A 21,806-nucleotide genomic window follows, 5' to 3' on the forward strand; every position below is an offset into this window, starting at 1 on the left:
CGGGACTTTGCCAGTTCTTTACAACCGGCCCTCCCGCTGTCTCGTCTCTCCGGTCGTTACCCGCCCCGCCCGGTCGCGCCGACCGCGCGGGGCGCCGAGACGGACCGACGAAGGAGAGCGCCCGATGCGCCGAACCACCCTCACTTCCCTGGCCCTCGCGGGCACCGCCGTACTGGCCGGTGCCGTGCCCGCGTTCGCCGCCGAGTCGGCGACCGCCGCCCCGAGTCCGGTCCCGGCCGAGAGCCAGGAGCCGACCGCGGTGCCGTCCACCGCCGATTCGGCCGCTCCGGTGCCCGCGGAGGAGCCGACCGGGGCTCCCTCCGAGGGCCAGGTCTCCGTCGTCCCGTCCGGCGCCGCCGACACCGGCGTGACGACGGCGGACCCGGCGTCCGGGCCGAGTGACGCGCTGCTCGGCGGGGGCGCGGCCGCGGTGGTCCTCGCGGGCGGCGCCACGGTGCTCGTCGTCCGCCGCCGTGGGGCGACCGGGGCGTGAGTACGTTCTCCAGGCGGGCGCTGGTCACCGCGGCGGCGGCCGCGCTGCTCACTGGCTGCGGCGACTCCGGCACCGGGCTGCGTACCAGTCCCGGCGTACGTACCCCGCAGCCGCCGTCACCGGCCTCGTCCGGCGGGTCGGCGCGGGCGGTGGCCCGTTCGGTGCCGGTGCGGCTCCAGGTCCCGGCGATCGGCGTGGACACGCCGGTCGTCCGGCTGGGGCTGGCGCCGGACGGCAGCGTGCGAGTGCCGCCGGTCACGGCGCACGACCGGGCGGGCTGGTACGAGCACTCGCCCACCCCGGGCCAGGTCGGCCCCTCGGTGCTGCTCGGCCATGTCACCGTCGGCGCGTACGGCGACGGCGTCTTCCGGCGGCTGGCCGCGCTGCGCCGGGGCGACCGGGCCGTGGCCCGCCTGGAGAACGGCACGGCCGTCGAGTTCGAGGTCACGGCCGTGCGCACGGTGGCCAAGTCCGACTTCCCGACCGAGGAGGTCTACGGGGACGTGGACCGCCCGGAGCTGCGGCTGATCACCTGCGGCGGCCCCCGGACCGGCGACGGCTACGCCGACAACGTCATCGTCTTCGCGGCCCGGGTCCCCGCCGGCCGCTGAACCAACCCGCCCCCACGACCCTGGACTACGTTGAAACGCTCCCGCGACCGGGCGGCCTCCGAACTGTTCGCCGCCCTCTACCCGCGCCTGGCCGGCTGGTGCCGCCGGCTCGTCGACGACGACGAGACGGCCCACGAGATCGCCGCCGAGGCGTTCACCCGGCTCTGGGCCCGGTGGACGTCGGTGGAGGAGCCGCGCGGCTTCCTCTACGTCACCGCCGCCAACCTGGTCCGGGACCACTGGCGGAAACTGGAGCGCGAGCGCCGGGCGGTGCGCCGGGCCACCACGGAGGCCGCCGTGCGCCCGCACACCGAGCAGGACGATCCCTCCGTACGCCTGCTGGTGCGGTCGCTGCCCGAGCGGCTGCGGGTGCCGATCCTGCTGCACTACTACGCTGACATGCCGATCCGGGAGGTCGCCGCGCTGACCGGACGCAAGGAAGGGACCGTCAAGGCCGATCTGCACGCGGCCCGGGAACTGCTCCGTGTCCATCTGAGGAGAAGCCTTGATCACACGCGTTGACGAGGGCGGCGAGGGCCCGGAGCCGGACGCCGACGACCCCTTCCTGGTGGTCCTGCGCCCCGCCCCCGGTTATCTCCCGACGCCCCCCGGCCGCTACGAGCAGGTCCGCCGCGCCGCGTCCCGGCGCCGCCTGCTGCGCACCGCGGCGGGCGCCGGCCTGACCGTGGCCGTGGCCGGCCTCGTCGCGCTGCCGTTCCTGACGGCGGAGTCCGGGCGGCCGGCGGCCCCGACGGTGCCGATGGCACCGCCCGCCGCGACGGCCGAGCGGTCCACGCCCCCGGCCACCGACCCGCCGGCCACCCAGGCGCCCACCGACCCGGCCCCGGCCGCGCCCACTCCCTCCGAGGAGCCGACCGCAGCCACCGCCACGGCCTCCCCGTCCACCGCCCGGCGGCCGTGACCGGACGGCACCCACGGCTCGCACGCCACCGGCACCGCCACCGGCTCCGGCGGCCCGGACGGCGGCACCGACTGGCCGACACCCCGCGCGCGTACGCCGACGAGTCGGAGAAGTGACCGCCGGGCCGGGTCCCGGGCCGCATGGGGCCCGGGGCCTCACTCCCAGACGACCACGCTGCGCCGTACCGGCACCGTCGCGGGGTCCGAGGCGAACAGTTCGGGCGCCTGGGCGCGGATGCGTTCGATGTCGTTGAAGACGGCCCGCAGATGGTCGCGCATCCGGGCCCGGGCCAGTGCCACGTCACCGCCCTCGACCGCGGCGAAGATCTCCTGGTGCTGGTCGGCGAAGACGGCCGGCGACTCGTGCCCGTGCAGGCCGAGCCGGCGGGCCCGGTCCAGGTGGCCCTTGGCCGCGGCCACGGTGGTCCACGCGTTGCCGTGGCCGCTCAGCCGCAGCAGGTCCTGGTGGAACGCCTCGTCCAGGGCGAAGAACTCCTCCAGGCCGAGGCCGGCGTCGCGCTGGCGTTCCAGGTTAGTGCGCAGTTCCGCGACGATCCCGGCGTCGAGCCGCTCGGGCAGGTCCTCCAGGGAGGCCAGTTCCACCGCCTCGCGCAGGAACTGGGCGTCGGCGACCTGCGCCGGGTCCACCCGGGACACGAACGACCCGATCTTCGGGAACACCTGCACCGGCCCCTCCTGCGCGAGCAGGATCAGGCTCTCCCGCACCGGGGTCCGGCTGACCCCCAGAGAGGCGGCCAGCTAGTTCTCCGACAGGGCGGCGCCCGGGGCGAGTTCCAGGGTCAGGACCAGCTGGCGCAGCTTCAGGTAGATGTCGCGCCGACTGGTCCGCCGCCCGTTCGATTGAGGCATGGGCCCATCCTACGTACCTGCGGAAAGGGTATTGCTCCGCTGTACGACAGATCCTTGTATACAAGCACTGCACGACAGGATGGAGCCGCAAGTGAGCACAATCGAGCGGGCCGAGGTCTTCGTCTCCTCCCCGGGGCGCACGTTCGTCACGCTGCGCGTCACCACCAGCGACGGGGTGACCGGCCGCGAGGTCGGCGGCGACCGGTGCCTGCGCCCGAGACCCGCGGCCGCGACCTGGTCCGCCTGGAGGACGCCGTATGACCACCGCCGGCACCGTCACCGAACGGGACACCATGCGGGCCGTCGTGGCGCACGGGGCGGAGGACGTGCGCGTCGACACCCGGCCGCGCCCGGTGCCCGGCCCCGGGCAGGTGCTGCTCGCCCTGGAGTGGGGCGGGATCTGCGGCTCCGACATCGCGTACTGGAGGAAGGGCGCGTCCGGCACCGCCGCGCTGGCCCATCCGCTGGTGCTCGGCCATGAGGTCGCGGGCCGGATCGCGGCCCCCGGCGCGGGTGTCACCGGCCTGCCGGAAGGGCTGCCGGTTACCGTGCACCCGGCCCGGCTGGTCGGTGACGGCACGCTGCCGGAGCGGATCGCGGGCCGGACCAACCTCTGTCCGCGGGTCCGCTACTTCGGCTCGGCGGCGTTCACCCCGCACACCGACGGCGGGTTCAGCGAGTACCGGGTGGTCGACGCCGACCAGGTCAGGCCGCTGCCGGACGGGGTGGACACCGAGCGGGGCGCGCTGGCGGAGCCGCTCGCGGTGGCCCTGCACGCGGTGGGCCGGGTCCCCGACCTGCGCGGCCGGACGGTGCTGGTGAACGGCGCCGGGCCGATCGGCTCCCTGGTGGTGGCCGCCGCCCGGTACCGCGGCGCCGGTGCCGTGCTCGCCGCCGACCTGTCGCCCGCCGCGCTGGCCGTGGCCCGTGCGATGGGCGCCGCCGAGACCCGCGACCTCTCTCGCGGCGAGGCACTGCCCGCGGACGTGGACGTGGTCTTCGAGGCGTCCGGCGCCCCGGCGGCGCTCGGCGCGGTGCTGCGGGCCACCGCCCGCGGCGGCACCCTGGTCCAGGTCGGCAACCTGCCCGGGACGGCCGTCGCCGCCGTCCTCGGTGACCTGGTGACCCGGGAGATCACCTGGACGGGCTCGTACCGCTTCGTCGAGGAGATCGTCGACGCGCTGCGCGCCCTGCGGGACGGCGTGGACGTCCGCCCGCTGATCACCCACCGGTTTCCGCTGGCGCGGGCCGAGGAGGCGCTGTCGGTCGCCGCCGATCCGGGCAGTGGCAGCGGCAAGGTCATGCTGGCGCTGTCCGGCGCCGAGGCGGCCCGCTGAGGTTCAGGCCGTCCCCCGGGCCGCCGCCCGGAACTCCAGCGGGGTGCGCCCGTCGTGCCGGCGGAAGAACGCGCCGAAGTCGCTGGGGTCGGCGAAGCCGAGCCGGCGGGCCACGTCGGCGGCGGTGCGGTCGGTGTGCACGAGGAGGCGTTTGGCCTCCAGCACGATCCGGGCTTCGAGGTACGCCTTGGGGGCGCGGATCGTGCCGCCGATGCCCGCCTTCTACAACCGGCCGGCCACCGTCGACGACGTCGTGGAGCACATCGTCTCCCGCGTCCTGGACCAGCTCGACCTGCCCGCCACCGGCGCCCGCCGCTGGACCGGCCTGCGCGCCGCCCGCGCGTCCTGAACCCACCCGCCGCACCGGAACCAACCCGCCGCACTGGAGGAGACCCATGCCCTACGCCGATCTGCGCTCGTTCCTCGACACCCTGGAGAAGGAGGGACAGCTGCTGCGCATACCGGACGAGGTGCTGCCGGAGCCGGACATCGCGGCGGCGGCCAACGCCGCGGGCCGGATCGGCGAGGGTGCGCCGGCCCTGTGGTTCGACCGGGTCAAGGGGTTCACCGACGCCCGGATCGCGATGAACGTGCACGGCTCCTGGCGCAACCACGCCCTCGCCCTCGGCCTGCCGAAGGAGACCTCGCCGCGCGAGCAGGTCGAGGAGTTCGCCCGCCGCTGGGACGCCTTCCCCGTCACCCCCGAGCGGCGCGCGGACGCGCCCTGGCAGGAGAACACCCTGACCGGCGACGACGTGGACCTCTTCGCCGTACTCCCGCTGTTCCGCCTCAACGACGGCGACGGCGGCTTCTACCTCGACAAGGCCGCCGTGGTCTCCCGCGACCCCGCCGACCCGGACCACTTCGGCAAGCAGAACCTGGGCACGTACCGCATGGAGGTCATCGGCCGCGACCGGCTCGCCCTGCAGCCGGTGCCGGTGCACGACATCGCCCAGCACCTGCGCACCGCCGAGGAGCGCGGCGAGGACCTCCCGGTCGCCATCACCCTGGGCAACGACCCGGTGATCCCGATCGTGGCCGGCATGCCGCTGCGCTACGACCAGTCCGAGTACGAGATGGCGGGCGCGCTGCGCGGTGCGCCGATGCCGATCGCCACCGCGCCGCACACCGGCCTGGACGTCCCGTGGGGCGCCGAGGTGGTGATCGAGGGCGTCATCGAGTCCCGGGTGCGGCAGATCGAGGGGCCGTTCGGCGAGTTCACCGGGCACTACTCGGGCGGCCGGCGGATGCCCGTCATCCGCGTCGAGCGGATCTCGTACCGCTCCCGGCCGGTCTTCGAGTCGCTGTACCTCGGCATGCCGTGGACCGAGTGCGACTACCTGGTCGGCCCCAACACCAGCGTGCCGCTGCTGAAGCAACTGCGCGCCGAGTTCCCCGAGGTGCGCGCGGTCAACGCGATGTACACCCACGGCCTGCTGGTCATCAGCTCCACCGCCAAGCGGTACGGCGGTTTCGCCAAGGCGGTCGGCATGCGCGCCATGACCACCCCGCACGGCCTCGGTTACGTCTCCCAGGTCATCCTCGTCGACGAGGACGTGGACCCGTTCGACCTGCCGCAGGTGATGTGGGCGCAGTCCGCCGAGGTGAACCCGAAGGAGGACGTCCTCGTGCTGCCGAACCTGTCGGTCGTCGAACTCGCCCCCGCCTCCCAGCCGGCCGGCGTCACCAGCAAGATGATCATCGACGCGACGACCCCGGTCGCCCCCGACCTGCGCGGCAACTTCAGTACGCCGGTCAAGGACCTGCCCGAGACCGCCGAGTGGGCCGCGCGGCTGCGCACCCTGCTCGCCACCCGCTGAGCCACTCCCCCGGACCGGAAAGGACCACCCCCTGATGTCCGCCCTCTGCCCCCGCTGCTCCGACGACAGCGTCCGTACCGTCACGCACTCCCCGGTGCCCGGTGCGTGGGACGTGCTCCAGTGCGCCCGGTGCCGCTACATGTGGCGCACCACCGAACCCGCCCGCCGCACCAGCCCCGACGCCTACCCGGAGCGGTTCCGGATGACCGCCGAGGACATCGCGGCGGCCTCGGAGGTGCCGGCCGTCCCGCCGCTCCTGGCCCAGTGAGGGCCCCCATAGTCTGTCCCCGTGTCATCCTCCCCTCCTCCGCGCCGCGTCGCCGTCCTCGTCCTGGAGGGCGCCAAGCCCCTCGACGTCGGCATCCCCGCCCAGGTGTTCTCGACCCGCGCGAGCATGCCGTACGAGGTACGGGTGTGCGGGGCGCGGCCCGGTCCGGTCTCCGGCGGTGACGGGCTGTCGTACCACGTCGCCGACGGTCTCGACGCGCTCGCCTGGGCCGGGACCGTCTTCGTGCCGGGGTACCGGTTCCCGGACCGGGAGGACCCGCCGGCGGCGGTGGTCGAGGCGCTGGTCGCCGCCCACGCGCGCGGCGCACGGCTGGCCGCCATCTCCACCGGTGCCTTCGCGCTGGCCGCCACCGGCCTGCTGGACGGCCGGCGCGCCACCACCCACTGGCACTACACCCGGGCGCTGGCGGCCCGGTATCCGCGGATCCGGGTCGACGAGAACGTCCTCTTCGTCGACGAGGGCACGGTGCTGACCTCGGCGGGCGCCGCCTCCGGCATCGACCTGTGCCTGCACATGCTGCGCGGCGACCTCGGGGTGGCCGCCTCCAACCACGCGGCCCGGCGGCTGGTCGCCGCGCCCTACCGCAGCGGTGGCCAGGCGCAGTACGTGCCGCGCAGTGTGCCCGAGCCGCTCGGCGAGCGGTTCGCCGCCACCCGGGAGTGGGCGCTGCACCGGCTGGGCGAACCGCTCACCCTGGAGATACTCGCCCGGCACGCGGCGGTGTCGCCGCGCACGTTCTCCCGGCGGTTCGCGCAGGACACCGGGTACACGCCGATGCAGTGGGTGATGCGGGCCCGCCTCGACCTGGCCCGGGAGCTGCTGGAGCGTTCGCAGCGCAGCGTGGAGCAGATCGCGGCCGACGTCGGTCTGGGCACCGGCACCAATCTGCGGCTGCACTTCCAGCGCGTCCTGGGCACCACACCCAGCGAGTACCGGCGCACCTTCGCCCGGGGCGAGTAACCCGGCCGGGTACCGGTGGCGCGATACTTTCGAACCCTGGCACTCGCGCCGTTGCGGGCGGCTGTCGTACCGCGCGAGTCTGGTGGCGAAACGAAAGGGACACATCCATGACTCGCATCGCCATCAACGGATTCGGCCGCATCGGACGCAACACGCTGCGCGCGCTGCTGGAGCGCGACAGTTCCCTGGAGGTCGTCGCCGTCAACGACCTCACCGAGCCGGCCGGCCTGGCCCGGCTGCTGGCCTACGACTCGACCGCCGGCCGCCTGGGCCGTCCGGTGTCGGTGGACGGGGACACCCTCGTGGTCGACGGCCGGCGCATCAAGGTGCTCGCCGAGCGGGAGCCGGCCCAGCTGCCCTGGGCCGAACTGAACGTGGACATCGTCCTGGAGGCGACCGGCCGCTTCACCGCCGCCAAGGCGGCCCGCGCCCACCTCGACGCGGGCGCGCGCAAGGTGCTGGTCAGCGCCCCGTCGGACGGCGCCGACGTCACCCTCGCCTACGGTGTCAACACCGACGCCTACGACGCCGAGTTGCACACGATCGTCTCCAACGCCTCCTGCACGACCAACGCGCTGGCGCCGCTGGCCAAGGTGCTGGACGACCTGGCCGGCATCGAGCACGGGTTCATGACCACGGTGCACGCCTATACCCAGGAGCAGAACCTCCAGGACGGCCCGCACCGCGACGCCCGCCGGGCCCGCGCCGCCGCCGTGAACATCGTGCCGACCACCACGGGCGCCGCGAAGGCGATCGGCCTGGTGCTGCCGAACCTGGACGGCAAGCTGTCCGGCGACTCGATCCGGGTGCCGGTGCCGGTCGGTTCGATCGTCGAGCTGAACACGACCGTCGCCCGCGACGTGAGCCGCGAGGACGTCCTCGCGGCGTACCGCACCGCCGCCGAGGGCCCGCTCGCCGGTGTCCTGGAGTACTCGGAGGAGGCGCTGGTCTCCTCCGACATCACCGGCAACCCGGCCTCGTCGATCTTCGACTCGGCGCTCACCCGGGTGGACGGCCGGCACGTCAAGGTGGTCGCCTGGTACGACAACGAGTGGGGCTTCTCCAACCGCGTCATCGACACGCTGGAACTCCTCGCCCGCGGCTGACCGGCGTCAGCGCAGATCGCGGAGGAACTCGGCGATGTCCCGGGCCGGCAGGCCGGGTTCCTCATGGGCGGCGCATTCCTATGGGGCCGCGGGCGGCCGGTAGCGGCGGCGCGCGGTGTGGTGCTGGTAGGGCTGGGGGTCGGGGTAGGTGATCAGCTCCAGCGTGCTGCCCCACGGGGTGCGGGTGTAGACCATGCGGTTGCGCGGTCCCGCTTCCGGGCCGGGCAGCGGGTGCGGGCCGGACAGGGCGCGGCCGCCGGCCCGCTCGACGGCGGCGACGGCACGCTCGAGGTCGTCGACGTAGACGGCGAGGTGCTGCCAGCCGAGGTCGCGGGGGAGCGCCGGGTCCCGCTGCCGGGGGCCGTCGAACTCGAAGAGTTCCAGACCGGGGCCGGCGGGCAGGGCGAGCATCCGCACGGCCCGCTGCCGGGTGCCGGGCGGTACGCCCAGCCGTTGTTCCAGCTCTCCGCCGCCGTTCGGTCCGTCCTCGCGGCGCAGCGTGTCGTAGAGCACTTCGGCGCCCAGGGCGCGGACGAAGAAGTCGCTCGCCGTGGGGATGTCGGGGACGGTGACCCCGACGTGGTCGATGCCCCGGCAGCCGGGATCCTGGGCCGTCGTCATCAGGAGGCGGTGTCGCAGGGGCGCAGGCGGCGCAGCGGCTGGGCGAGTTCGCTCTCGTAGAAGTCGATGAATCCGTCGGGGTCGGGGCCGGCGTTCTGGAGCACCAGGCGGTCGAATCCGGCGTCGACGTAGCGCTGGGCCGCCGCCAGATACCGCTCCGGGTCGGGGCCGCAGGCGAACTTCTCCAGGATGTCCTGCTCGCGCACGGTGCTGGTGGCCGCGTCGAAGTTCACCGGGTTGGGGAGTTCGCTCATCACCTTCCACCCGGTCAGCGCCCAGCGGGAGGTGCGCAGGGCCTCCCGCGCGGCGCCGCGCTCGTCCGGCGCCCAGGCCATCGGGACCTCCGCGTAGCCGGGTCCGGAGCCGCCGGCCACCCGGTAGTGCCGGACGATGGACGCTTTGTCCTCCGTGGCGAACAGGCCGTCGCCGAGTTCGGCGGCGATGCGCGCCGAGTGCGGGCCGCTCGCGGCGACGGCGATGAGCGGGAGCCGCTCGGGCAGGTCGAAGACCCGGGCGTCCGCGAGCCGCAGGTGCGCACCGTCGTAGGAGCGGTAGCCGCCGCGCCACAGCAGCCGGATGATCTCCAGTGCCTCGCGCAGGAGTTGGTGCCGTTCGCGGACGGTGTCGGGGAAGCCGCGGCCGACGACGTGCTCGTTGAGCCGTTCGCCGGAGCCCACGCCGAGCACGAACCGGCCGTCGGAGACCAGGGCCAGGGTGGCCGCGGCCTGCGCGATGATCGCCGGGTGGTAGCGGACCGTCGGACAGGTCACCCCGGTGACCAGCCCGACGCGTTCGGTGCGGGCCGCGATCGCGCCCAGCACGGTCCAGGTGAAAGAGGAGTGCCCCTGGACGTCGAGCCAGGGATGGTAGTGGTCGCTCATCTCGACGAAGTCGAAGCCCGCCGCCTCGGCGCGCACCGCCTGCCGGATCAGTTCCCGCGGACCGAAGGCCTCCGAGGCCAGTTTGTACCCGATTTCCATGCCCCCGACCCTGACACCGGGGGTGCGCGCGGCCGGTGGGACAGCACCGGGGCGGTCCACCGGCTCCGCTCGAATGGCGGCCCGGCCCTCAGCCCCGGGGCAGCATCGCGACCACCACCAGGGCGAGCAGTGCGACGTACGCCCAGGAGTGCACCCGGTCCGGGATGCGCGGCGGGCGCCGGCGCAGGACGGCGATCACCGGCAGCGCGCCGAGCAGCAGCGCCGCGGCGGCCACCGGGTCGACCAGACCCACCAGCCGCTGATGCCCGGCCTGGGCCACCGCGAGCGCCGGGCCGGACAGCGCGACGGCGGCGGCCGGGAGGGCGATGGCGACGGTGAGCGGGTTGGCCAGCGCGGTCGCCACCCGCATGGGGTGCCCGGCCCGGCGCAGCGCGGGCACGGTCAGGACGCTGCCGCCCACCCCGAGAAAGGCGGCGACCGCGCCGACCGGCGCACCGAGCAGCGGCGGCAGTGGGTGCGCGGCCTGCCGCTGAGCGCGCGGGCGCAGGAAGCCGGGGCGCAGCAGCAGGTCCACGACGGTCAGGGCGACGTACCCGACGAACGCCCAGCGGGCCGGGCCGGGCGGGGCGACCCGGGCGACGAGCGCGCCGGCCGTGGCGCCGGCGGCGAGCAGGAGCAGCAGGGCGCCGCTGCCGCGCAGGGCGGCGAGCATCCGCCGCGGGGTGACGGCGGTCGCGAACCCCGCGTTCACCACCATCACCAGCGCGGAGGTGGCCGTCGCCACCCGCATCGCGTCCGGGCCGAGCGCGGCGTCGGCCCACACCACCACCGGCACCGCGACAAACCCGCCGCCGAACCCGAACAACACCGTGGTCAGCCCGGTGAGGGCCCCGATACCGACCAGTGTCAAAAGACTCATGACACCCACCTCACCAGCTCACCCGCGCGTCCCGCATGCGAAAGTCGGCCCGATCCCTTCGCGTCCCGGCCAGTACGGTCGTAAGGGTGCGCAACATTCCCCTGGCCGACGTCGACCACCTCGACCGGGCCGTCCTGCCGATCGCCACCGACTATCCGCACGGCCACCTGCTGGACTGGCACGAGCACCGACGCGCGCAGTTCCTGCACGGCGCCACCGGCGTCATGGTCGTCGACACCGCCGAGGGCAGCTGGACGGTGCCGCCGGACCGCGCCGTCCTGATCCCGTCCGCCACCCGGCACCGGGTCCGCATGCTGGACGTGAGCACCCGGAGCCTGTACGTCGAACCGGGCGCCGTCCCCTGGTGGCCGGCCACCTGCATGGTGGTGGACGTCCCGGCCCTGCTGCGCGAACTGCTCCTGACCAGTGCCGAGTTCGGGCCCGACTACCGCGTGGCCGGGCGGGAGGGGGCCGTCGCCGCGCTGCTCCTGTACGAGATCGCCGCCCTCGCCCCGCTGCCGTTCCACGTCCCGGTCCCCGCCTCCGCCGACCTGGCCGCGCTGTGCCGCGCGTACCTGGCCGCCCCGGACGCGGGGGTCGGCAACGCCGAGTGGGCGGCCCGGGTGGCGATGAGCGAGCGGGCCTTCACCCGGCGTTTTCGCGCCGAAACCGGTGACAGTCCAGCCGGCTGGCGGTCCCGCGCCCGGCTGCTGGCCGCCGTACCGCTGCTGCGCACCTCGTCGGTCAGCGAGGTCGCGGGCCGGCTGGGCTACGCCTCCCCCGCCGCCTTCACGGCCGCGTTCACCCGCACCTTCGGCACACCGCCCTCCCGGTTCACCGCGGGCCGGGCGGGCGGCGGCCCGCGGCCGTGACGGCGCCCGGTGCGCCGATCGCCAACTCTCCTGAGCTGACGCCAAGTCGGCCACCGTCCACGTCCCGCGTCCCGCGTCCCTAGAGTTCACAATGTCCGCACCGGACGACGACTGGCCCGAGACACCCCGGATCGACACCAGCTCGACATCGGCGCCGGCATACCGACCGAGCCCAACCTGCACCAGGTGGCGCAGCGGGTGGCACCGGAGGCCCGCGTCGTCTACTGCGACCACGACCGGCAGGTACAAGGCCTGCGGACTCACCCTGGCCCCGCGCGACCGCGCGGCGTTCACCCGGTTCTTCGCCGGACTCGAACTCGTCGACCCGGGCGTGGTGCTCGCCGGACAGTGGCACCCGGAACTGGGCGAACCGGTGGCCGGCCAGGAGGAGGGCTTCGTCAGCGCGAGGTACGCGGGGGTGGCGCGGACGCGGTGACCCGATGTCCGTCAGCCGCGACACCAGGTCGACAGTGCCGGGGAGCTGGAAGCGGGCGGGCGGGCCGCTACCTCCCGGCCTTCCGTGACCGGCGCCGGTCGAGTACGGCGACGAGGTTGTCCACCAGGCGTTCGGCGTCCGCCTCGGCGGTGAGCGGCGCGCCCAGCAGGGTGTGCGCGTAGGCCGGGGCCAGGATCAGTTCGCCCACGTCGAGGAAGCCGATCTCGGTGGTCCCGCTCGCGGCGAGGACCTCCTCGACCTGGCGTACCCGCGGCTCGGCGAAGTCGGCCAGGCCGGAGAGGCCGCCGGTGCGGACCGCGGCGGCGATCGCCCGGACGAAGACCCGGTTGCCGGGCGCCTGAAGGTCCGCCAGCAGCCCGCGGGTGTAGGTGAGCAGGTCGCCGCGGAGATCGCCGGTGACCGGCAGCGGCGAGCGGTGGCTCAGCTCCTCGAACAGGGTGTCCAGGACCAGTCCCTCGGGGCCGCGCCAGCGCCGGTAGATGGTGGCGGTGTGCACACCGGAGCGCTGTGCCACCTCCGCCACCGTCACCGTGCCGTCCGCCGACTCGTCCAGCAGCGACCGCACGGCGGCGTGCACCGCCGCCCGGGTCCGGGCCGATCTGCCGCCGGGCCGGGTCACTCCCACCGCCTGTGTCATGACACCAGTCTATCGCGAGTCATTCGCGTTAGAGCGGGAGCGGGTGTAGCTTCTAACGCGAGACTTTCGCGTCAGTGGTTGGGAAAGGAACGTCATGGCACGTGTTCTGGTGGTCGGTGGCGGCATAGCCGGTGACACCCTCGCGCTGTTGCTCGGCCGGGCCGGCTGGCAGGTCACGGTGGCGGAGATCGCGCCGGACCTGCGCACCGGCGGGCAGACCGTCGATCTGCGCGGGGACAGCCGTGACGTCCTGGCCCGGCTCGGCCTGCTGGAGGAGGTGCTCGGCCGGCTCGTCCCGCAGCGCGGCGCCGCCTGGATCGACCGCGCCGGACGCCCGCTGGCCACCATGCCGGTCGAGGCGTTCGACGGGAACGGCTACGTCTCGAAGGAGGAACTCCTGCGCGAGGATCTCGCCCGGGTGCTGCACGAGGCGGCCGGCCCGACCGTCACGCACCGCTTCGGCGAGACGGTCGACGAGCTCACGGACACCGCGCACGGGGTGCTCGCCCGCTTCCGGAACGCGCCGGCCGAGGAGTTCGACCTCGTGGTCGGGGCCGACGGCGCGCACTCACGGGTGCGGCGGCTGCGCTTCGGCCCCGAGACGTCCTTCCGCCGTCCGCTCGGCCTCGCGCACGCCTGGTTCACCCTCGCCGAGACACCGTCGACGCCCCCGCTCGACGGCTGGTTCCTGACCCACAACGCGCCCGGCCGGCGGTCCGTCGAGGCGCGGCCCGGCCATCCGGGCAGCCAGGAGGTGGGGCTGACCTTCGCCGCCACCGAACTGCCGGCGCGGCAGGACCGGGCCGCGCGGTTCGCCCTGCTCGACGAGGTGTTCGCGGACGTGGGCTGGCGGACGGCGGAGTTCCTCGCCGCCGCCCGCGTAGCGCCCGACTTCGCGCTCGACACCTACGACCAGATCCTGCTGCCGAGGTGGCACGACGGCCGGGTGGTGCTGCTGGGCGACAGCGCCTGGTGCGCCAGCCCGCTGAGCGGGCTCGGTACGGCCCTCGCCCTGCGCGGCGCCGCCGAACTGGCCGACGCGCTCGGCTCCGCCGAGGTCCCGCGCCACCCGGCCGACACGCGTCGGCTGTCCGGTGCGATCACCGCGTACGAACAGTCGATGCGGCCCCGTACCCACGCCGCACAGCGGCTGTTCCCCGGCCGAGTGCGGCAGGCCGCGCCGCGTACCGAGTGCGGCATCCGCGTCAACGCCTGGATCATCCGGCAGTTGCAGTCCCCTGCCGTGCAGAAGGCAGTCGGCCGGCTCGCCGCCCGGCACGGACAGGACCCCCGTCACAGGCAGGCCAGCAGGCCGTCGAGCGGGGCGGGTACGCGGTCGGCGTCGCAGGCCTCGACGAGGACCCGGCCGTAGTGGATCTTGCGGCCCTTCTTCGTGCCGAGGAAGCGGCGCAGTTGCTGCCGTGCGGTGCGGCCCCGCTGGGCGGGCTGGCGCAGGAAGGTCTCCAGGGCGCGCAGGTCGCCCTCGGCCCGGACCAGTTCGGCGACCCGCCTCACGCCGAGCGCGCGGATCAGCTCGTCCTCCAGGTCCGCCGCGCAGACGAAGAAGCCGTGCTGTGCCGCGCCGGCCCGGGCCAGGCCGCGGAGGTAGTAGGGGTGTTCCCGTTCGTCGCACAGGCCCGCCAGGCGCAGTCCCAGGCCGGGCGGGCCGAGGAGACCGGCGAAGCGGGCGATGTTCATCGCGCCGCCCATCGCCAGCACGCAGACCCCCTCGGCGTCCAGGTCCCGGCCGCGCCGCCCGGTCAGCGCGCGGACCGCGGCGACGTCGCTCGGCCCTTCCAGCAGGACGGCCGCCCGGACGGGCAGCCGTACCGCCAGTTCCCGGGCCGGGTCCCCGGACCCGCCGGCCGCCCACCCGGCGACCGCTTCCCGGAAGGACCCCATGTCGTCGGTCATGGGGCCCAGTCTGCGTCGTTTCCGGTCCCGGCGGTACCGGGTCACCGCCCCGGGCAGGGTCAGGTCACGGTGATCCGGTCGATGTCGGGTGCCCAGCCGGAGTCGTTGCCGATGGTGATGCTGTTGCCGGTGCCGCTGTCCAGGTCGAGGCTCAGGGTGACCGAGCCCGGGGTGGTCCAGTCGGCGGTGGCGGGGAAGTCGACGGTGCGCGGGGTGCCGCCGTTGACCTGGACGGTGGCCGAGCGGGCGACCGCGGTGGCGTAGTGGACCGTCACCTGCCGGGTGCCGCCGCTGCCGCCGTCGACCCGGGGGAAGGTGAGGGCCGCGCCGTTGCCGAGGTAGCCGACCTTGGCGCCGCCCGAGCAGCCCGCGCAGTCGGCGACCACGGCGGTGCCGGTGCGGGTGTTGCCGCCGGCCTCCGCCTCGTAGCCGGCCGGGCCGGTGGTGTCGTCGGAGCCCACGGTCATCGCACCCAGGTCGAGCCAGCCGTCCGCGTTCTGCCCGGTGTTGGCGAACCGCAGCTTCTTGGCGTTGGCGCTGACGTCCTCCAGCGGGTTCTTGGCCTTCATGACGAGCTGGTAGCCGCCGGCGGTGACATCGGACAGGTCGACGTCCGTGTCGAAGTAATGGGCGTAGCCGTAGTCGAGGTAGGTCGGGTCCGAGCCGACTCCCCAGTCGGGGAAGGCGCGGATCTTCGCCGGCATGACCTCGCGCAGGTCCCAGTCCGTGTCCCAGGTCTTGACCACGTTGCCGGCCGCGTCCTTGAGGCCGAGGCTGACCGCCCAGGGGTAGTAGAACGGGGCCACGCCGTCGTTGCTGATCCGCACGCCGACGGTGGTGCTGCCGGCGGCGGTGTCGTGGAAGTAGGCGTCGTCGACGCTCAGGTCGTAGCCCATCAGCCGGACCGCCGCCGCCACGCCCGCGTCCGAGGCGGAGTAACCGGCGCTGCCCTCGTTCATCTTCCAGGTGGTGTGCTCCAATTCGATGCACGCCTTCATGTTGTCGACGTCACCGGAGCCGGTGGGCCAGTTGGTGAAGGCCCTGGGCTGGATCTCGGGGCGGACCTCACCGCCCATGGACGCGGTGGTCCAGCGGTTCTCCAGACCGTTCTCGACGGCGCGCTGGAGCTGGGAGTACGAGGCGCCGCCCATCGACGACGGCAGGGTGACGCCGGCCAGCGGACTGCCCTCGCGGAAGCAGAACGAGTCGTCGTGGAAGCCGACGGACGGCAGGTCGGCGGCGGCGCCGCCGGCCGAGTCCGGGTAGCGTACCTCCACCTTGGTCCGGGTGAAGGCGCTGGTGTAGGCCCGCATGATCTCGGCGCCGTGGGCGTCGGTGGGCATGTGGTTCGGGTAGCCGTCACCGGTGTCGGTGTCGTAGGGGTAGGTGTGCCACTCGCCCCAGAGCCCGATCAGGCCCATGTGGAGGTAGCCGATGCGCGCATCGCCGTCGTAGCGCGCGCCGAACGCGGCGATGAAGTCCTTCAGCCCGTCCAGCAGGTAGGCGTTGTCGTAGTCGGGGCGGGTGGTGCCGTTCACGGCGTCGGTGCGGTAGTCGACGTGGCCGTCGAAGCAGTGCGGGATGGCGTTGGAGGGGTGGCTGCCGCCGGGGTCGCCGGGGTACTCCAGGTAGAAGCGCAGCGCCATCTGGTTGCCGTAGGAGGCGGACTCGTCGAGCGCCTCGTCCAGCACGCTCCAGTCGTAGCTCCCGCAGTCCGAGGCGTTGGTCATGACCTCGGACAGGCCGAAGTAGCTCCAGGTCAGCGCGTGCGGGTAGCCGGTGTTCTGGTCGGCGCCGGGCTGGTAGAAGCGGGCGAAGCCCTTGAGCGGGTTGTCCAGCGGGGCGTCGGCGCGGGTCAGGGTGTGCACCGGCAGCGAGGGGTCGGGGTCCGGGCCGGGCGCCGGGCGGTCGGGCACGCCCGCGGCGGTGGCGGCGGCCGCGCTCGTGGTGTCGGCGGCCTGGGCGGTGAGCGGCAGCACCGCCAGGGACAGCGCCAGGGCCGAGGAGCAGAACGCGGCCAGCAGTGATCTGCCGCGCCGTGGTGCGAAGGTGCGCATGGAGACGTCCTCCGGGAGACCTAGGGGGAAGCGAAGTTATGCGACAGCATTGACAAAGTTTCGCTGTTGCTCATCAATATGTTGTCCACGGTGCCCCACTGGCAAGAGGTGCGGCGCAAATCCCTTCGGAGGGAACCATGGGCGCGGAGACCGCAGTTGCGCCACCGCACAAGAGCGTCGGACCACCGCCGGGCGGGGCCCCGGCCCCGGGCCGGGTCCGACGGCGCCGGGACGACCGGAAGGCGGCGTGGCTGTTCCTGGCCCCCGCGCTGGTGGGGTTCGCGCTGTTCTACGCGTATCCGACGGTGCGCGGCGTCTACTACTCGCTCACCGACTACAGCCTGCTCGCTTCACCGGACTTCGTCGGCGCGGACAACTACAGCCAGCTGATCGGTGACGAACAGTTCTGGAACGCGCTCAAGGTCACCGGCTACTACGTGCTGCTCAACATCGTCTCGCAAACCCTGCTGGCGCTGCTCCTGGCCACACTCATGCACCGGCTGACCCGGTCGGTGGCGCTGCGCGCGATGCTGCTGGTCCCGTGGCTGGTGCCCAACGTCACCGTGGGCCTGCTGTGGATGTGGATGCTGGACGCCAACCTGGGCCTGGTCAACCATGTGCTCGGCGCGTTCGGCCTGGGCCCCAACGGCTTCTTCACCGACCCCGACTGGGCGATGCCGTCCGTCGCCGCGGCCAACACCTGGGCGTACACGGGCTATACGGCGCTGCTGCTGTACGCCGGGATGCTCCAGGTCCCGCAGTACCTGTACGAAAGCGCCTCACTGGACGGGGCCGGCGAGTGGCGGATGTTCACCAAGATCACGCTGCCGCTGCTGCGGCCGGTGCTGTCGCTGGTGCTGGTGGTGTCGCTGATCGGCTCGTTCCAGATCTTCGACACGATCGCGGTGGCCACCAAGGGCGGACCGGTCGGCGCCACGCACGTCATCTACTACTACATCTACGAGCAGGCCTTCACCTACTTCCACATGGGATACGCCTCCGCCGTGGCGGTGGTGCTCGCGCTGATCCTCGGTGTGCTGACCGCCGTACAGATGCGCCTGTTGCGTGCCTCCCGCTCGGATCTGGCCTGATGAGGAGCGCAGTCATGTCCCGTATCCGTACGCGGGTCTCGCCCGGCCGGATCGCCGCGTGGACGGTGCTCGCCGTCGCGCTGTTCCTGACCGTCTTCCCGTTCTACTGGATGGTCCGCACCGCCCTGACCCCGGCGGCCGACCTCTATTCCGACGCCACCGGGCTGGTCCCGGACCATCCCACGATGATCAACTTCCTGCGGGTGCTGGGACTGACCAGCCAGGAGGAAGCGGTGGCCGCCGGCGGCTCCGGCGCGCAGGTGGACTTCCTGCGGTACCTGCTCAACTCGGTCGTCTACAGCGGGCTGATCGCGGTGCTGCAGACGATGTTCTGCGCGATGGCCGGCTACGCCTTCGCCCGGCTCCGCTTCCCCGGCCGGGACCTGGTGTTCGGAGTGCTGATCGCCGCGCTGATGGTGCCGCCGATCTTCACCGTGCTGCCCAACTTCGTCCTGGTGAAGGACCTGGGCTGGCTGAACACGTTCACCGGCATGGTCGCGCCGAGCGTGCTGATGACGCCGTTCGCGGTCTTCTTCCTGCGCCAGTTCTTCCTGTCGATCCCCCGCGAAGTGGAGGAGGCGGCCATCTTGGACGGGGTGGGCCCCTGGGGCATCTTCTGGCGGGTGGTGCTGCCGATGACCCGCGGCCCGCTGCTGACCATCGGGCTCACCACCACGGTCTGGGCCTGGAAGGACTACCTGTGGCCACTGCTGTCCGGCCGTGAGGAGCAGACCCGGGTGCTCACCGTCGCGCTCGGCATCTTCCAGCAGCAGTCGCCCAACGCCCAGCCCGACTGGACCGGACTGATGGCCGGGTCCGCCCTGTCGGTGCTGCCCGTCCTGGTGCTGCTGGCCCTGCTCGGCCGCCGACTGGTCGAGTCCCTCAACTTCACCGGCATGAAGTGACCGCCGGCCCTGCACGTCCCGAAAGAGGCCCCCTTGCGATGAGCCCCCGACTTCCGCGCGTCCGCGCGGCCCTGCTGTGCCTGACCGCCACCGCCACCCTTGTCTCCTGCGGAAGTTCCGACACCTCGTCGGACGGCAGGACGACCCTGAACTACTGGCTGTGGGACGACCTCCAGCTGCCCGCGTACCAGGAGTGCGCCAACGCATTCCAGCAGGCCAACCCCGACATCACCGTCAAGATCACGCAGACCGCGTGGAACCAGTACTGGCAGAACCTGACCACCGAGATCGTCTCCGGTGAGGCCCCGGACGTCTGGACCAACCAGAGCACCTACTACCCGACGTACGTCGACGGCAACCAGCTGCTGGACCTCCAGCCCTACGTCGAGCGGGACAAGGTCGACCTGTCCGCCTACCAGTCCGGCCTCACCGACGTCTGGGTGAAGGACGGCAAGCGCTACGGCCTGCCCAAGGACTGGGACACCATGGCCATCGTCTACAACGCCGGGCTGCTGAAGAAGCAGGGCGTGGACGCCGCCGACCTCGCCGACCTCACCTGGAACCCCGACGACGGCGGCACCATGGAGAAGACGATCGCCAAGGCCACCGTCGACACCCACGGGCGCAACGGGCTCGACCCCGCCTTCGACAAGGACCATGTGGCGACCTACGGGTTCCTGCCCGAGTGGGCCGACGGCTCCACGGGCCAGAACGGCTGGGGCATGTTCGCCGCCGCCAACGGCTTCTCCTATCTCGACAAGAACCCGTGGGGGACGCGGTACCAGTACGACGACCCGAAGCTCGTCGAGACCCTCGCCTGGTTCAAGCACCTGATCGCCAAGGGGTACGCGCCCCGCCTCGACCAGAAGTCGAGCCTCGCCAACTCCGAACTGCTCATGGCCGGCAAGGGCGCCATGACCCTCGCCGGCTCCTTCACCGTCTCCACCTACCTCGACCCGGAGCTGACGGGCAAGTTCGCCTACGCCCCGCTGCCCATCGGTCCGGAAGGCCGCAAGAGTTCCATCAACGGCCTGTCCGACGCCATCTGGGCCGGCACCGACCACAAGGAGGAGGCGTGGAAGTGGGTGAAGTTCCTCGCCTCGGCCGACTGCCAGGACATCGTCGCCGAGCACGGTGTCGTCTTCCCCGCGCTGAAGAGCTCCAGCCAGAAGGCGCTCGCCGGGCACCGGGCCAAGGGTGAGGACGTGCACGTCTTCACCGACGCCGCCGCGGCCGAGGGCGGCACCTTCCTGCTGCCGGTCACCGAACGCGGCACCGAGATCGGCCCCGTCGTCCAGGACGCCATCCAGTCGGCGATCCTCGGCCAGACCTCCCCCGAGGACGCCCTGAAGTCGGCCAACGACAAGGTGAACGGCCTCCTCGACTGACCGTCCGGGCACCCCTGTCCGTACCCGTACCCCCCTCACCCGCAAGGAGATCCATGGCCCAGCTCGTAGAACTCGACGGGCGCGCGTTCGCCGTCGAGCTCGAAGGCGACGCCCCGCCCCAGGCCGTCGACGGCGGTCTGCTGCTGCCACCCGGCCGGACGGCCGTGCTGCACGGGCTCGGTGACGCGCTCTTCTACCGGCACGGACACAACTCGTGGAGCCCGTGCGGCTGGCGCCGGCTCTCCGAGCCCCCGCTGCGCATCGAGAGCGCCGAACGCCGGCTCACCGCCGACGACACCGTGTGGGACGACCCGGCCCGGCACCACTCCTCCGCCGTCGCCGCGCTGGAGGGCGCCGACGGACGGGTGCTGCTGCTCGGCGCGCTCGGCCTGGACATCCCCCGCCTCACCGCCGACCAGGACACCCTGGTCGGCTGGTCCGAGCGGGCCGGGGCGCCGTGGTTCCTGGCCCACGGGAGCGAGGAGGAGGTGTTCGCCGCCTACGCCCGGCACCTGGCCGCCCGGCTGGGGCACAGCGGCAAGCGGGCCGGCAACGTGTGGTGCAGCTGGTACGCGTACTACGAGAACATCACCGAGGAACAGCTCACCAAGGACATCACCGCCCTGCGCGGGCTGCCCTTCGACGTCGTCCAGGTCGACGACGGCTGGGAGCGGGCGGTGGGCGACTGGGAGGCCAACGACAAGTTCCCCTCCGGGATGCGGGCGCTGGCCGACCGGATCACGGACGCCGGGCTGCGGCCGGGACTGTGGATCGCCCCGTTCATCGTGCTGCCCGACTCCCGTACCGCCCGAGAGCGGCCGGAGCTGCTGCTGCGCGACGCCGCCGGCCAGCCGGTGGTGGCCGGGCACAACTGGGGCACCGGCTACTGGGCGCTCGACCTCACCCTGCCCGCCGCCCGGGAACACCTGCGGGAGACGATCCACCGGGTCAGCCGGGAGTGGGGGTTCACCTACCTCAAGCTCGACTTCATCGGCGCCGGCACGGCGGCCGGCGTCCGGTCCGCGGACACCGGCCGGGAGGAGGCGTACCGGGCCGGCCTCGCCGTCATCCGGGAGGCGGCGGGTCCGGACGCCTACCTGCTCGGCAGCGGCGCCCCGCTGCTGCCCTCGCTCGGACTGGTCGACGGCATCCGCAGCGGCCCCGACGTGGCCCCGCTGTGGGAGCACTACGCCACCCAGGACCCCTCGGACGCGCTGGCCCGCAACGCGGTGGTCAACACCGTGCACCGGCTGTGGCAGGCACCGCTGCTGGAGGTCGACCCGGACGTGGTGTACTTCCGCAGCCGCCTCAACCTGCTCACCGAGCCGCAGCAGAGCCTGCTGCGCGACCTGGCCGACATCTGCGGGTTCCGGGCGGTGTCCGACCCGCCGGGCTGGCTGCGCCCCGAGGAACTGGACGCGATGACCGCCTACTTGACCGCCCGGCCCGAGGTGCGCAGGCTCGGCCGGTACCGGTTCGCGCTGGACGGACGGGAGGTGGACTTCACCCCGGCGGTGGCGCCCGAGTCGGAGCAGCGGTATCCGATCGCGTAATCCCGGACCTGGGCGTTCCTGGCATGACCACCGCCGGTAATTAG

The 21,806-nt window shown here is 73.2% G+C and carries 24 protein-coding genes and 1 pseudogene; 17 read left to right on the forward strand and 8 right to left on the reverse strand.

Features of this window, described 5'->3' with window-relative positions; translation table 11 throughout:
- The first annotated feature begins 124 nt into the window (after positions 1-124).
- Genes ACTT8P_RS19060 through ACTT8P_RS19075 form a run of 4 tightly spaced genes read left to right on the forward strand, consistent with a single transcriptional unit; the run spans position 125 to position 2,026 of the window.
- Entirely contained in the window at positions 125-493 is a 369-nt protein-coding gene (locus ACTT8P_RS19060) for a sortase-dependent protein (RefSeq protein WP_442832859.1), read from the forward strand.
- Complete coding sequence (locus ACTT8P_RS19065; RefSeq protein ID WP_442832860.1) at positions 490-1,104, forward strand: class F sortase; 615 nt, start codon at positions 490-492, stop codon at positions 1,102-1,104. The genes ACTT8P_RS19060 and ACTT8P_RS19065 overlap by 4 nt, the downstream gene beginning before the upstream one ends.
- Before the next feature lie 30 nt (positions 1,105-1,134).
- Complete coding sequence (locus tag ACTT8P_RS19070) at positions 1,135-1,626, forward strand: RNA polymerase sigma factor (protein ID WP_442832861.1); 492 nt, start codon at positions 1,135-1,137, stop codon at positions 1,624-1,626.
- Positions 1,610-2,026, forward strand: coding sequence for a hypothetical protein (locus tag ACTT8P_RS19075; RefSeq protein ID WP_442832862.1), 417 nt, complete (start codon positions 1,610-1,612; stop codon positions 2,024-2,026). The genes ACTT8P_RS19070 and ACTT8P_RS19075 overlap by 17 nt, the downstream gene beginning before the upstream one ends.
- 155 nt (positions 2,027-2,181) lie before the next feature.
- Here the strand turns inward: ACTT8P_RS19075 and ACTT8P_RS19080 are convergent, their stop codons facing one another.
- Positions 2,182-2,784, reverse strand: coding sequence for a GntR family transcriptional regulator (locus tag ACTT8P_RS19080; RefSeq protein ID WP_442832901.1), 603 nt, complete (start codon positions 2,782-2,784; stop codon positions 2,182-2,184).
- Between the two features lie 368 nt (positions 2,785-3,152).
- Here ACTT8P_RS19080 and ACTT8P_RS19085 point away from each other — a divergent pair, with 368 nt between their 5' ends.
- On the forward strand, positions 3,153-4,232 hold the full coding sequence (locus ACTT8P_RS19085; protein ID WP_442832863.1) for an L-idonate 5-dehydrogenase: 1,080 nt from the start codon (positions 3,153-3,155) through the stop codon (positions 4,230-4,232).
- Positions 4,233-4,235: 3 nt separating this feature from the next.
- Here the strand turns inward: ACTT8P_RS19085 and ACTT8P_RS19090 are convergent, their stop codons facing one another.
- Complete coding sequence (locus tag ACTT8P_RS19090) at positions 4,236-4,397, reverse strand: helix-turn-helix domain-containing protein (RefSeq protein WP_442832864.1); 162 nt, start codon at positions 4,395-4,397, stop codon at positions 4,236-4,238.
- Positions 4,398-4,443: 46 nt separating this feature from the next.
- On the opposite strand from ACTT8P_RS19090, the gene ACTT8P_RS19095 reads away from it, so the two are divergent.
- From ACTT8P_RS19095 to gap, 5 genes are all read left to right on the forward strand, one after another.
- Positions 4,444-4,581, forward strand: a complete 138-nt coding sequence (locus tag ACTT8P_RS19095; protein ID WP_442832865.1) for a hypothetical protein — start codon at positions 4,444-4,446, stop codon at positions 4,579-4,581.
- A 46-nt stretch (positions 4,582-4,627) separates the two neighbouring features.
- Positions 4,628-6,052, forward strand: a complete 1,425-nt coding sequence (locus tag ACTT8P_RS19100) for a non-oxidative hydroxyarylic acid decarboxylases subunit C (protein ID WP_442832866.1) — start codon at positions 4,628-4,630, stop codon at positions 6,050-6,052.
- Between the two features lie 34 nt (positions 6,053-6,086).
- Positions 6,087-6,320 (forward strand): non-oxidative hydroxyarylic acid decarboxylases subunit D, encoded by a 234-nt coding sequence (locus ACTT8P_RS19105; protein WP_442832867.1) that lies wholly within the window; start codon positions 6,087-6,089, stop codon positions 6,318-6,320.
- Between the two features lie 21 nt (positions 6,321-6,341).
- A complete protein-coding gene (locus ACTT8P_RS19110) occupies positions 6,342-7,301 on the forward strand; it encodes a GlxA family transcriptional regulator (RefSeq protein ID WP_442832868.1) in 960 nt (319 codons plus the stop codon).
- Between the two features lie 107 nt (positions 7,302-7,408).
- Positions 7,409-8,407 carry a type I glyceraldehyde-3-phosphate dehydrogenase gene (gap, locus tag ACTT8P_RS19115; protein WP_442832869.1) on the forward strand — a complete coding sequence of 333 codons (999 nt, stop codon included), beginning with the start codon at positions 7,409-7,411 and terminating at the stop codon, positions 8,405-8,407.
- A gap of 78 nt (positions 8,408-8,485) precedes the next feature.
- Here the strand turns inward: gap and ACTT8P_RS19120 are convergent, their stop codons facing one another.
- The 3 genes from ACTT8P_RS19120 to ACTT8P_RS19130 form a co-directional block, all read right to left on the reverse strand.
- Positions 8,486-9,028 carry a VOC family protein gene (locus tag ACTT8P_RS19120; protein WP_442832870.1) on the reverse strand — a complete coding sequence of 181 codons (543 nt, stop codon included), beginning with the start codon at positions 9,026-9,028 and terminating at the stop codon, positions 8,486-8,488.
- Positions 9,028-10,008, reverse strand: coding sequence for a TIGR03557 family F420-dependent LLM class oxidoreductase (locus ACTT8P_RS19125; RefSeq protein WP_442832871.1), 981 nt, complete (start codon positions 10,006-10,008; stop codon positions 9,028-9,030). Before ACTT8P_RS19125 ends, ACTT8P_RS19120 begins: the two co-directional genes overlap by 1 nt.
- A gap of 88 nt (positions 10,009-10,096) precedes the next feature.
- A complete protein-coding gene (locus ACTT8P_RS19130; RefSeq protein ID WP_442832872.1) occupies positions 10,097-10,888 on the reverse strand; it encodes a TSUP family transporter in 792 nt (263 codons plus the stop codon).
- A gap of 86 nt (positions 10,889-10,974) precedes the next feature.
- On the opposite strand from ACTT8P_RS19130, the gene ACTT8P_RS19135 reads away from it, so the two are divergent.
- On the forward strand, positions 10,975-11,760 hold the full coding sequence (locus ACTT8P_RS19135) for an AraC family transcriptional regulator (RefSeq protein WP_442832873.1): 786 nt from the start codon (positions 10,975-10,977) through the stop codon (positions 11,758-11,760).
- A 54-nt stretch (positions 11,761-11,814) separates the two neighbouring features.
- Positions 11,815-12,196: pseudogene (locus tag ACTT8P_RS19140) on the forward strand (SAM-dependent methyltransferase); the annotation flags it as partial.
- A gap of 67 nt (positions 12,197-12,263) precedes the next feature.
- Here ACTT8P_RS19140 and ACTT8P_RS19145 read toward each other — a convergent pair.
- A complete protein-coding gene (locus ACTT8P_RS19145) occupies positions 12,264-12,854 on the reverse strand; it encodes a TetR/AcrR family transcriptional regulator (protein ID WP_442832874.1) in 591 nt (196 codons plus the stop codon).
- 94 nt (positions 12,855-12,948) lie between these two features.
- Between ACTT8P_RS19145 and ACTT8P_RS19150 the strand changes: the two genes are divergently transcribed.
- A complete protein-coding gene (locus ACTT8P_RS19150) occupies positions 12,949-14,226 on the forward strand; it encodes an FAD-dependent monooxygenase (protein WP_442832875.1) in 1,278 nt (425 codons plus the stop codon).
- Here the strand turns inward: ACTT8P_RS19150 and ACTT8P_RS19155 are convergent.
- The gene (locus tag ACTT8P_RS19155; RefSeq protein WP_442832876.1) at positions 14,148-14,768 is read right to left on the reverse strand and encodes a TOPRIM nucleotidyl transferase/hydrolase domain-containing protein; all 621 of its coding nucleotides are present in this window, start codon (positions 14,766-14,768) and stop codon (positions 14,148-14,150) included. The two genes, ACTT8P_RS19150 and ACTT8P_RS19155, sit on opposite strands and share 79 nt — an antisense overlap.
- 59 nt (positions 14,769-14,827) lie before the next feature.
- Positions 14,828-16,825 (reverse strand): DUF4832 domain-containing protein, encoded by a 1,998-nt coding sequence (locus ACTT8P_RS19160; protein WP_442832877.1) that lies wholly within the window; start codon positions 16,823-16,825, stop codon positions 14,828-14,830.
- A gap of 137 nt (positions 16,826-16,962) precedes the next feature.
- On the opposite strand from ACTT8P_RS19160, the gene ACTT8P_RS19165 reads away from it, so the two are divergent.
- From ACTT8P_RS19165 to ACTT8P_RS19180, 4 genes are read left to right on the forward strand one after another with little or no spacing between them, the layout of a single operon-like run.
- Positions 16,963-17,916: a carbohydrate ABC transporter permease gene (locus ACTT8P_RS19165; protein WP_442832878.1), complete on the forward strand. Its 954-nt coding sequence runs from the start codon at positions 16,963-16,965 to the stop codon at positions 17,914-17,916.
- Between the two features lie 14 nt (positions 17,917-17,930).
- Positions 17,931-18,821: a carbohydrate ABC transporter permease gene (locus tag ACTT8P_RS19170; protein WP_442832879.1), complete on the forward strand. Its 891-nt coding sequence runs from the start codon at positions 17,931-17,933 to the stop codon at positions 18,819-18,821.
- A 38-nt stretch (positions 18,822-18,859) separates the two neighbouring features.
- Entirely contained in the window at positions 18,860-20,209 is a 1,350-nt protein-coding gene (locus ACTT8P_RS19175; RefSeq protein ID WP_442832880.1) for an ABC transporter substrate-binding protein, read from the forward strand.
- A 53-nt stretch (positions 20,210-20,262) separates the two neighbouring features.
- Positions 20,263-21,762 carry a glycoside hydrolase family 36 protein gene (locus ACTT8P_RS19180; protein ID WP_442832881.1) on the forward strand — a complete coding sequence of 500 codons (1,500 nt, stop codon included), beginning with the start codon at positions 20,263-20,265 and terminating at the stop codon, positions 21,760-21,762.
- The last annotated feature ends 44 nt before the right edge of the window (positions 21,763-21,806 follow it).

It is taken from the genome of Streptomyces sp. JW3 (assembly GCF_052216785.1).
Taxonomy (GTDB): domain Bacteria; phylum Actinomycetota; class Actinomycetes; order Streptomycetales; family Streptomycetaceae; genus Streptomyces.

Bases quoted from the DNA above. Each gene is read 5' to 3' on its own strand.
- ACTT8P_RS19165 (WP_442832878.1), top strand. From the start codon at position 16,963: ATGGGCGCGGAGACCGCAGTTGCGCCACCGCACAAGAGCGTCGGACCA.
- ACTT8P_RS19170 (WP_442832879.1), top strand. From the start codon at position 17,931: ATGTCCCGTATCCGTACGCGGGTCTCGCCCGGCCGGATCGCCGCGTGG.
- ACTT8P_RS19150 (WP_442832875.1), top strand. From the start codon at position 12,949: ATGGCACGTGTTCTGGTGGTCGGTGGCGGCATAGCCGGTGACACCCTC.
- ACTT8P_RS19155 (WP_442832876.1), bottom strand. From the start codon at position 14,768: ATGACCGACGACATGGGGTCCTTCCGGGAAGCGGTCGCCGGGTGGGCG.
- ACTT8P_RS19125 (WP_442832871.1), bottom strand. From the start codon at position 10,008: ATGGAAATCGGGTACAAACTGGCCTCGGAGGCCTTCGGTCCGCGGGAA.
- ACTT8P_RS19105 (WP_442832867.1), top strand. From the start codon at position 6,087: ATGTCCGCCCTCTGCCCCCGCTGCTCCGACGACAGCGTCCGTACCGTC.
- ACTT8P_RS19120 (WP_442832870.1), bottom strand. From the start codon at position 9,028: ATGACGACGGCCCAGGATCCCGGCTGCCGGGGCATCGACCACGTCGGG.
- ACTT8P_RS19095 (WP_442832865.1), top strand. From the start codon at position 4,444: ATGCCCGCCTTCTACAACCGGCCGGCCACCGTCGACGACGTCGTGGAG.
- ACTT8P_RS19060 (WP_442832859.1), top strand. From the start codon at position 125: ATGCGCCGAACCACCCTCACTTCCCTGGCCCTCGCGGGCACCGCCGTA.
- ACTT8P_RS19180 (WP_442832881.1), top strand. From the start codon at position 20,263: ATGGCCCAGCTCGTAGAACTCGACGGGCGCGCGTTCGCCGTCGAGCTC.
- gap (WP_442832869.1), top strand. From the start codon at position 7,409: ATGACTCGCATCGCCATCAACGGATTCGGCCGCATCGGACGCAACACG.
- ACTT8P_RS19145 (WP_442832874.1), bottom strand. From the start codon at position 12,854: ATGACACAGGCGGTGGGAGTGACCCGGCCCGGCGGCAGATCGGCCCGG.
- ACTT8P_RS19100 (WP_442832866.1), top strand. From the start codon at position 4,628: ATGCCCTACGCCGATCTGCGCTCGTTCCTCGACACCCTGGAGAAGGAG.
- ACTT8P_RS19130 (WP_442832872.1), bottom strand. From the start codon at position 10,888: ATGAGTCTTTTGACACTGGTCGGTATCGGGGCCCTCACCGGGCTGACC.
- ACTT8P_RS19160 (WP_442832877.1), bottom strand. From the start codon at position 16,825: ATGCGCACCTTCGCACCACGGCGCGGCAGATCACTGCTGGCCGCGTTC.
- ACTT8P_RS19175 (WP_442832880.1), top strand. From the start codon at position 18,860: ATGAGCCCCCGACTTCCGCGCGTCCGCGCGGCCCTGCTGTGCCTGACC.
- ACTT8P_RS19085 (WP_442832863.1), top strand. From the start codon at position 3,153: ATGACCACCGCCGGCACCGTCACCGAACGGGACACCATGCGGGCCGTC.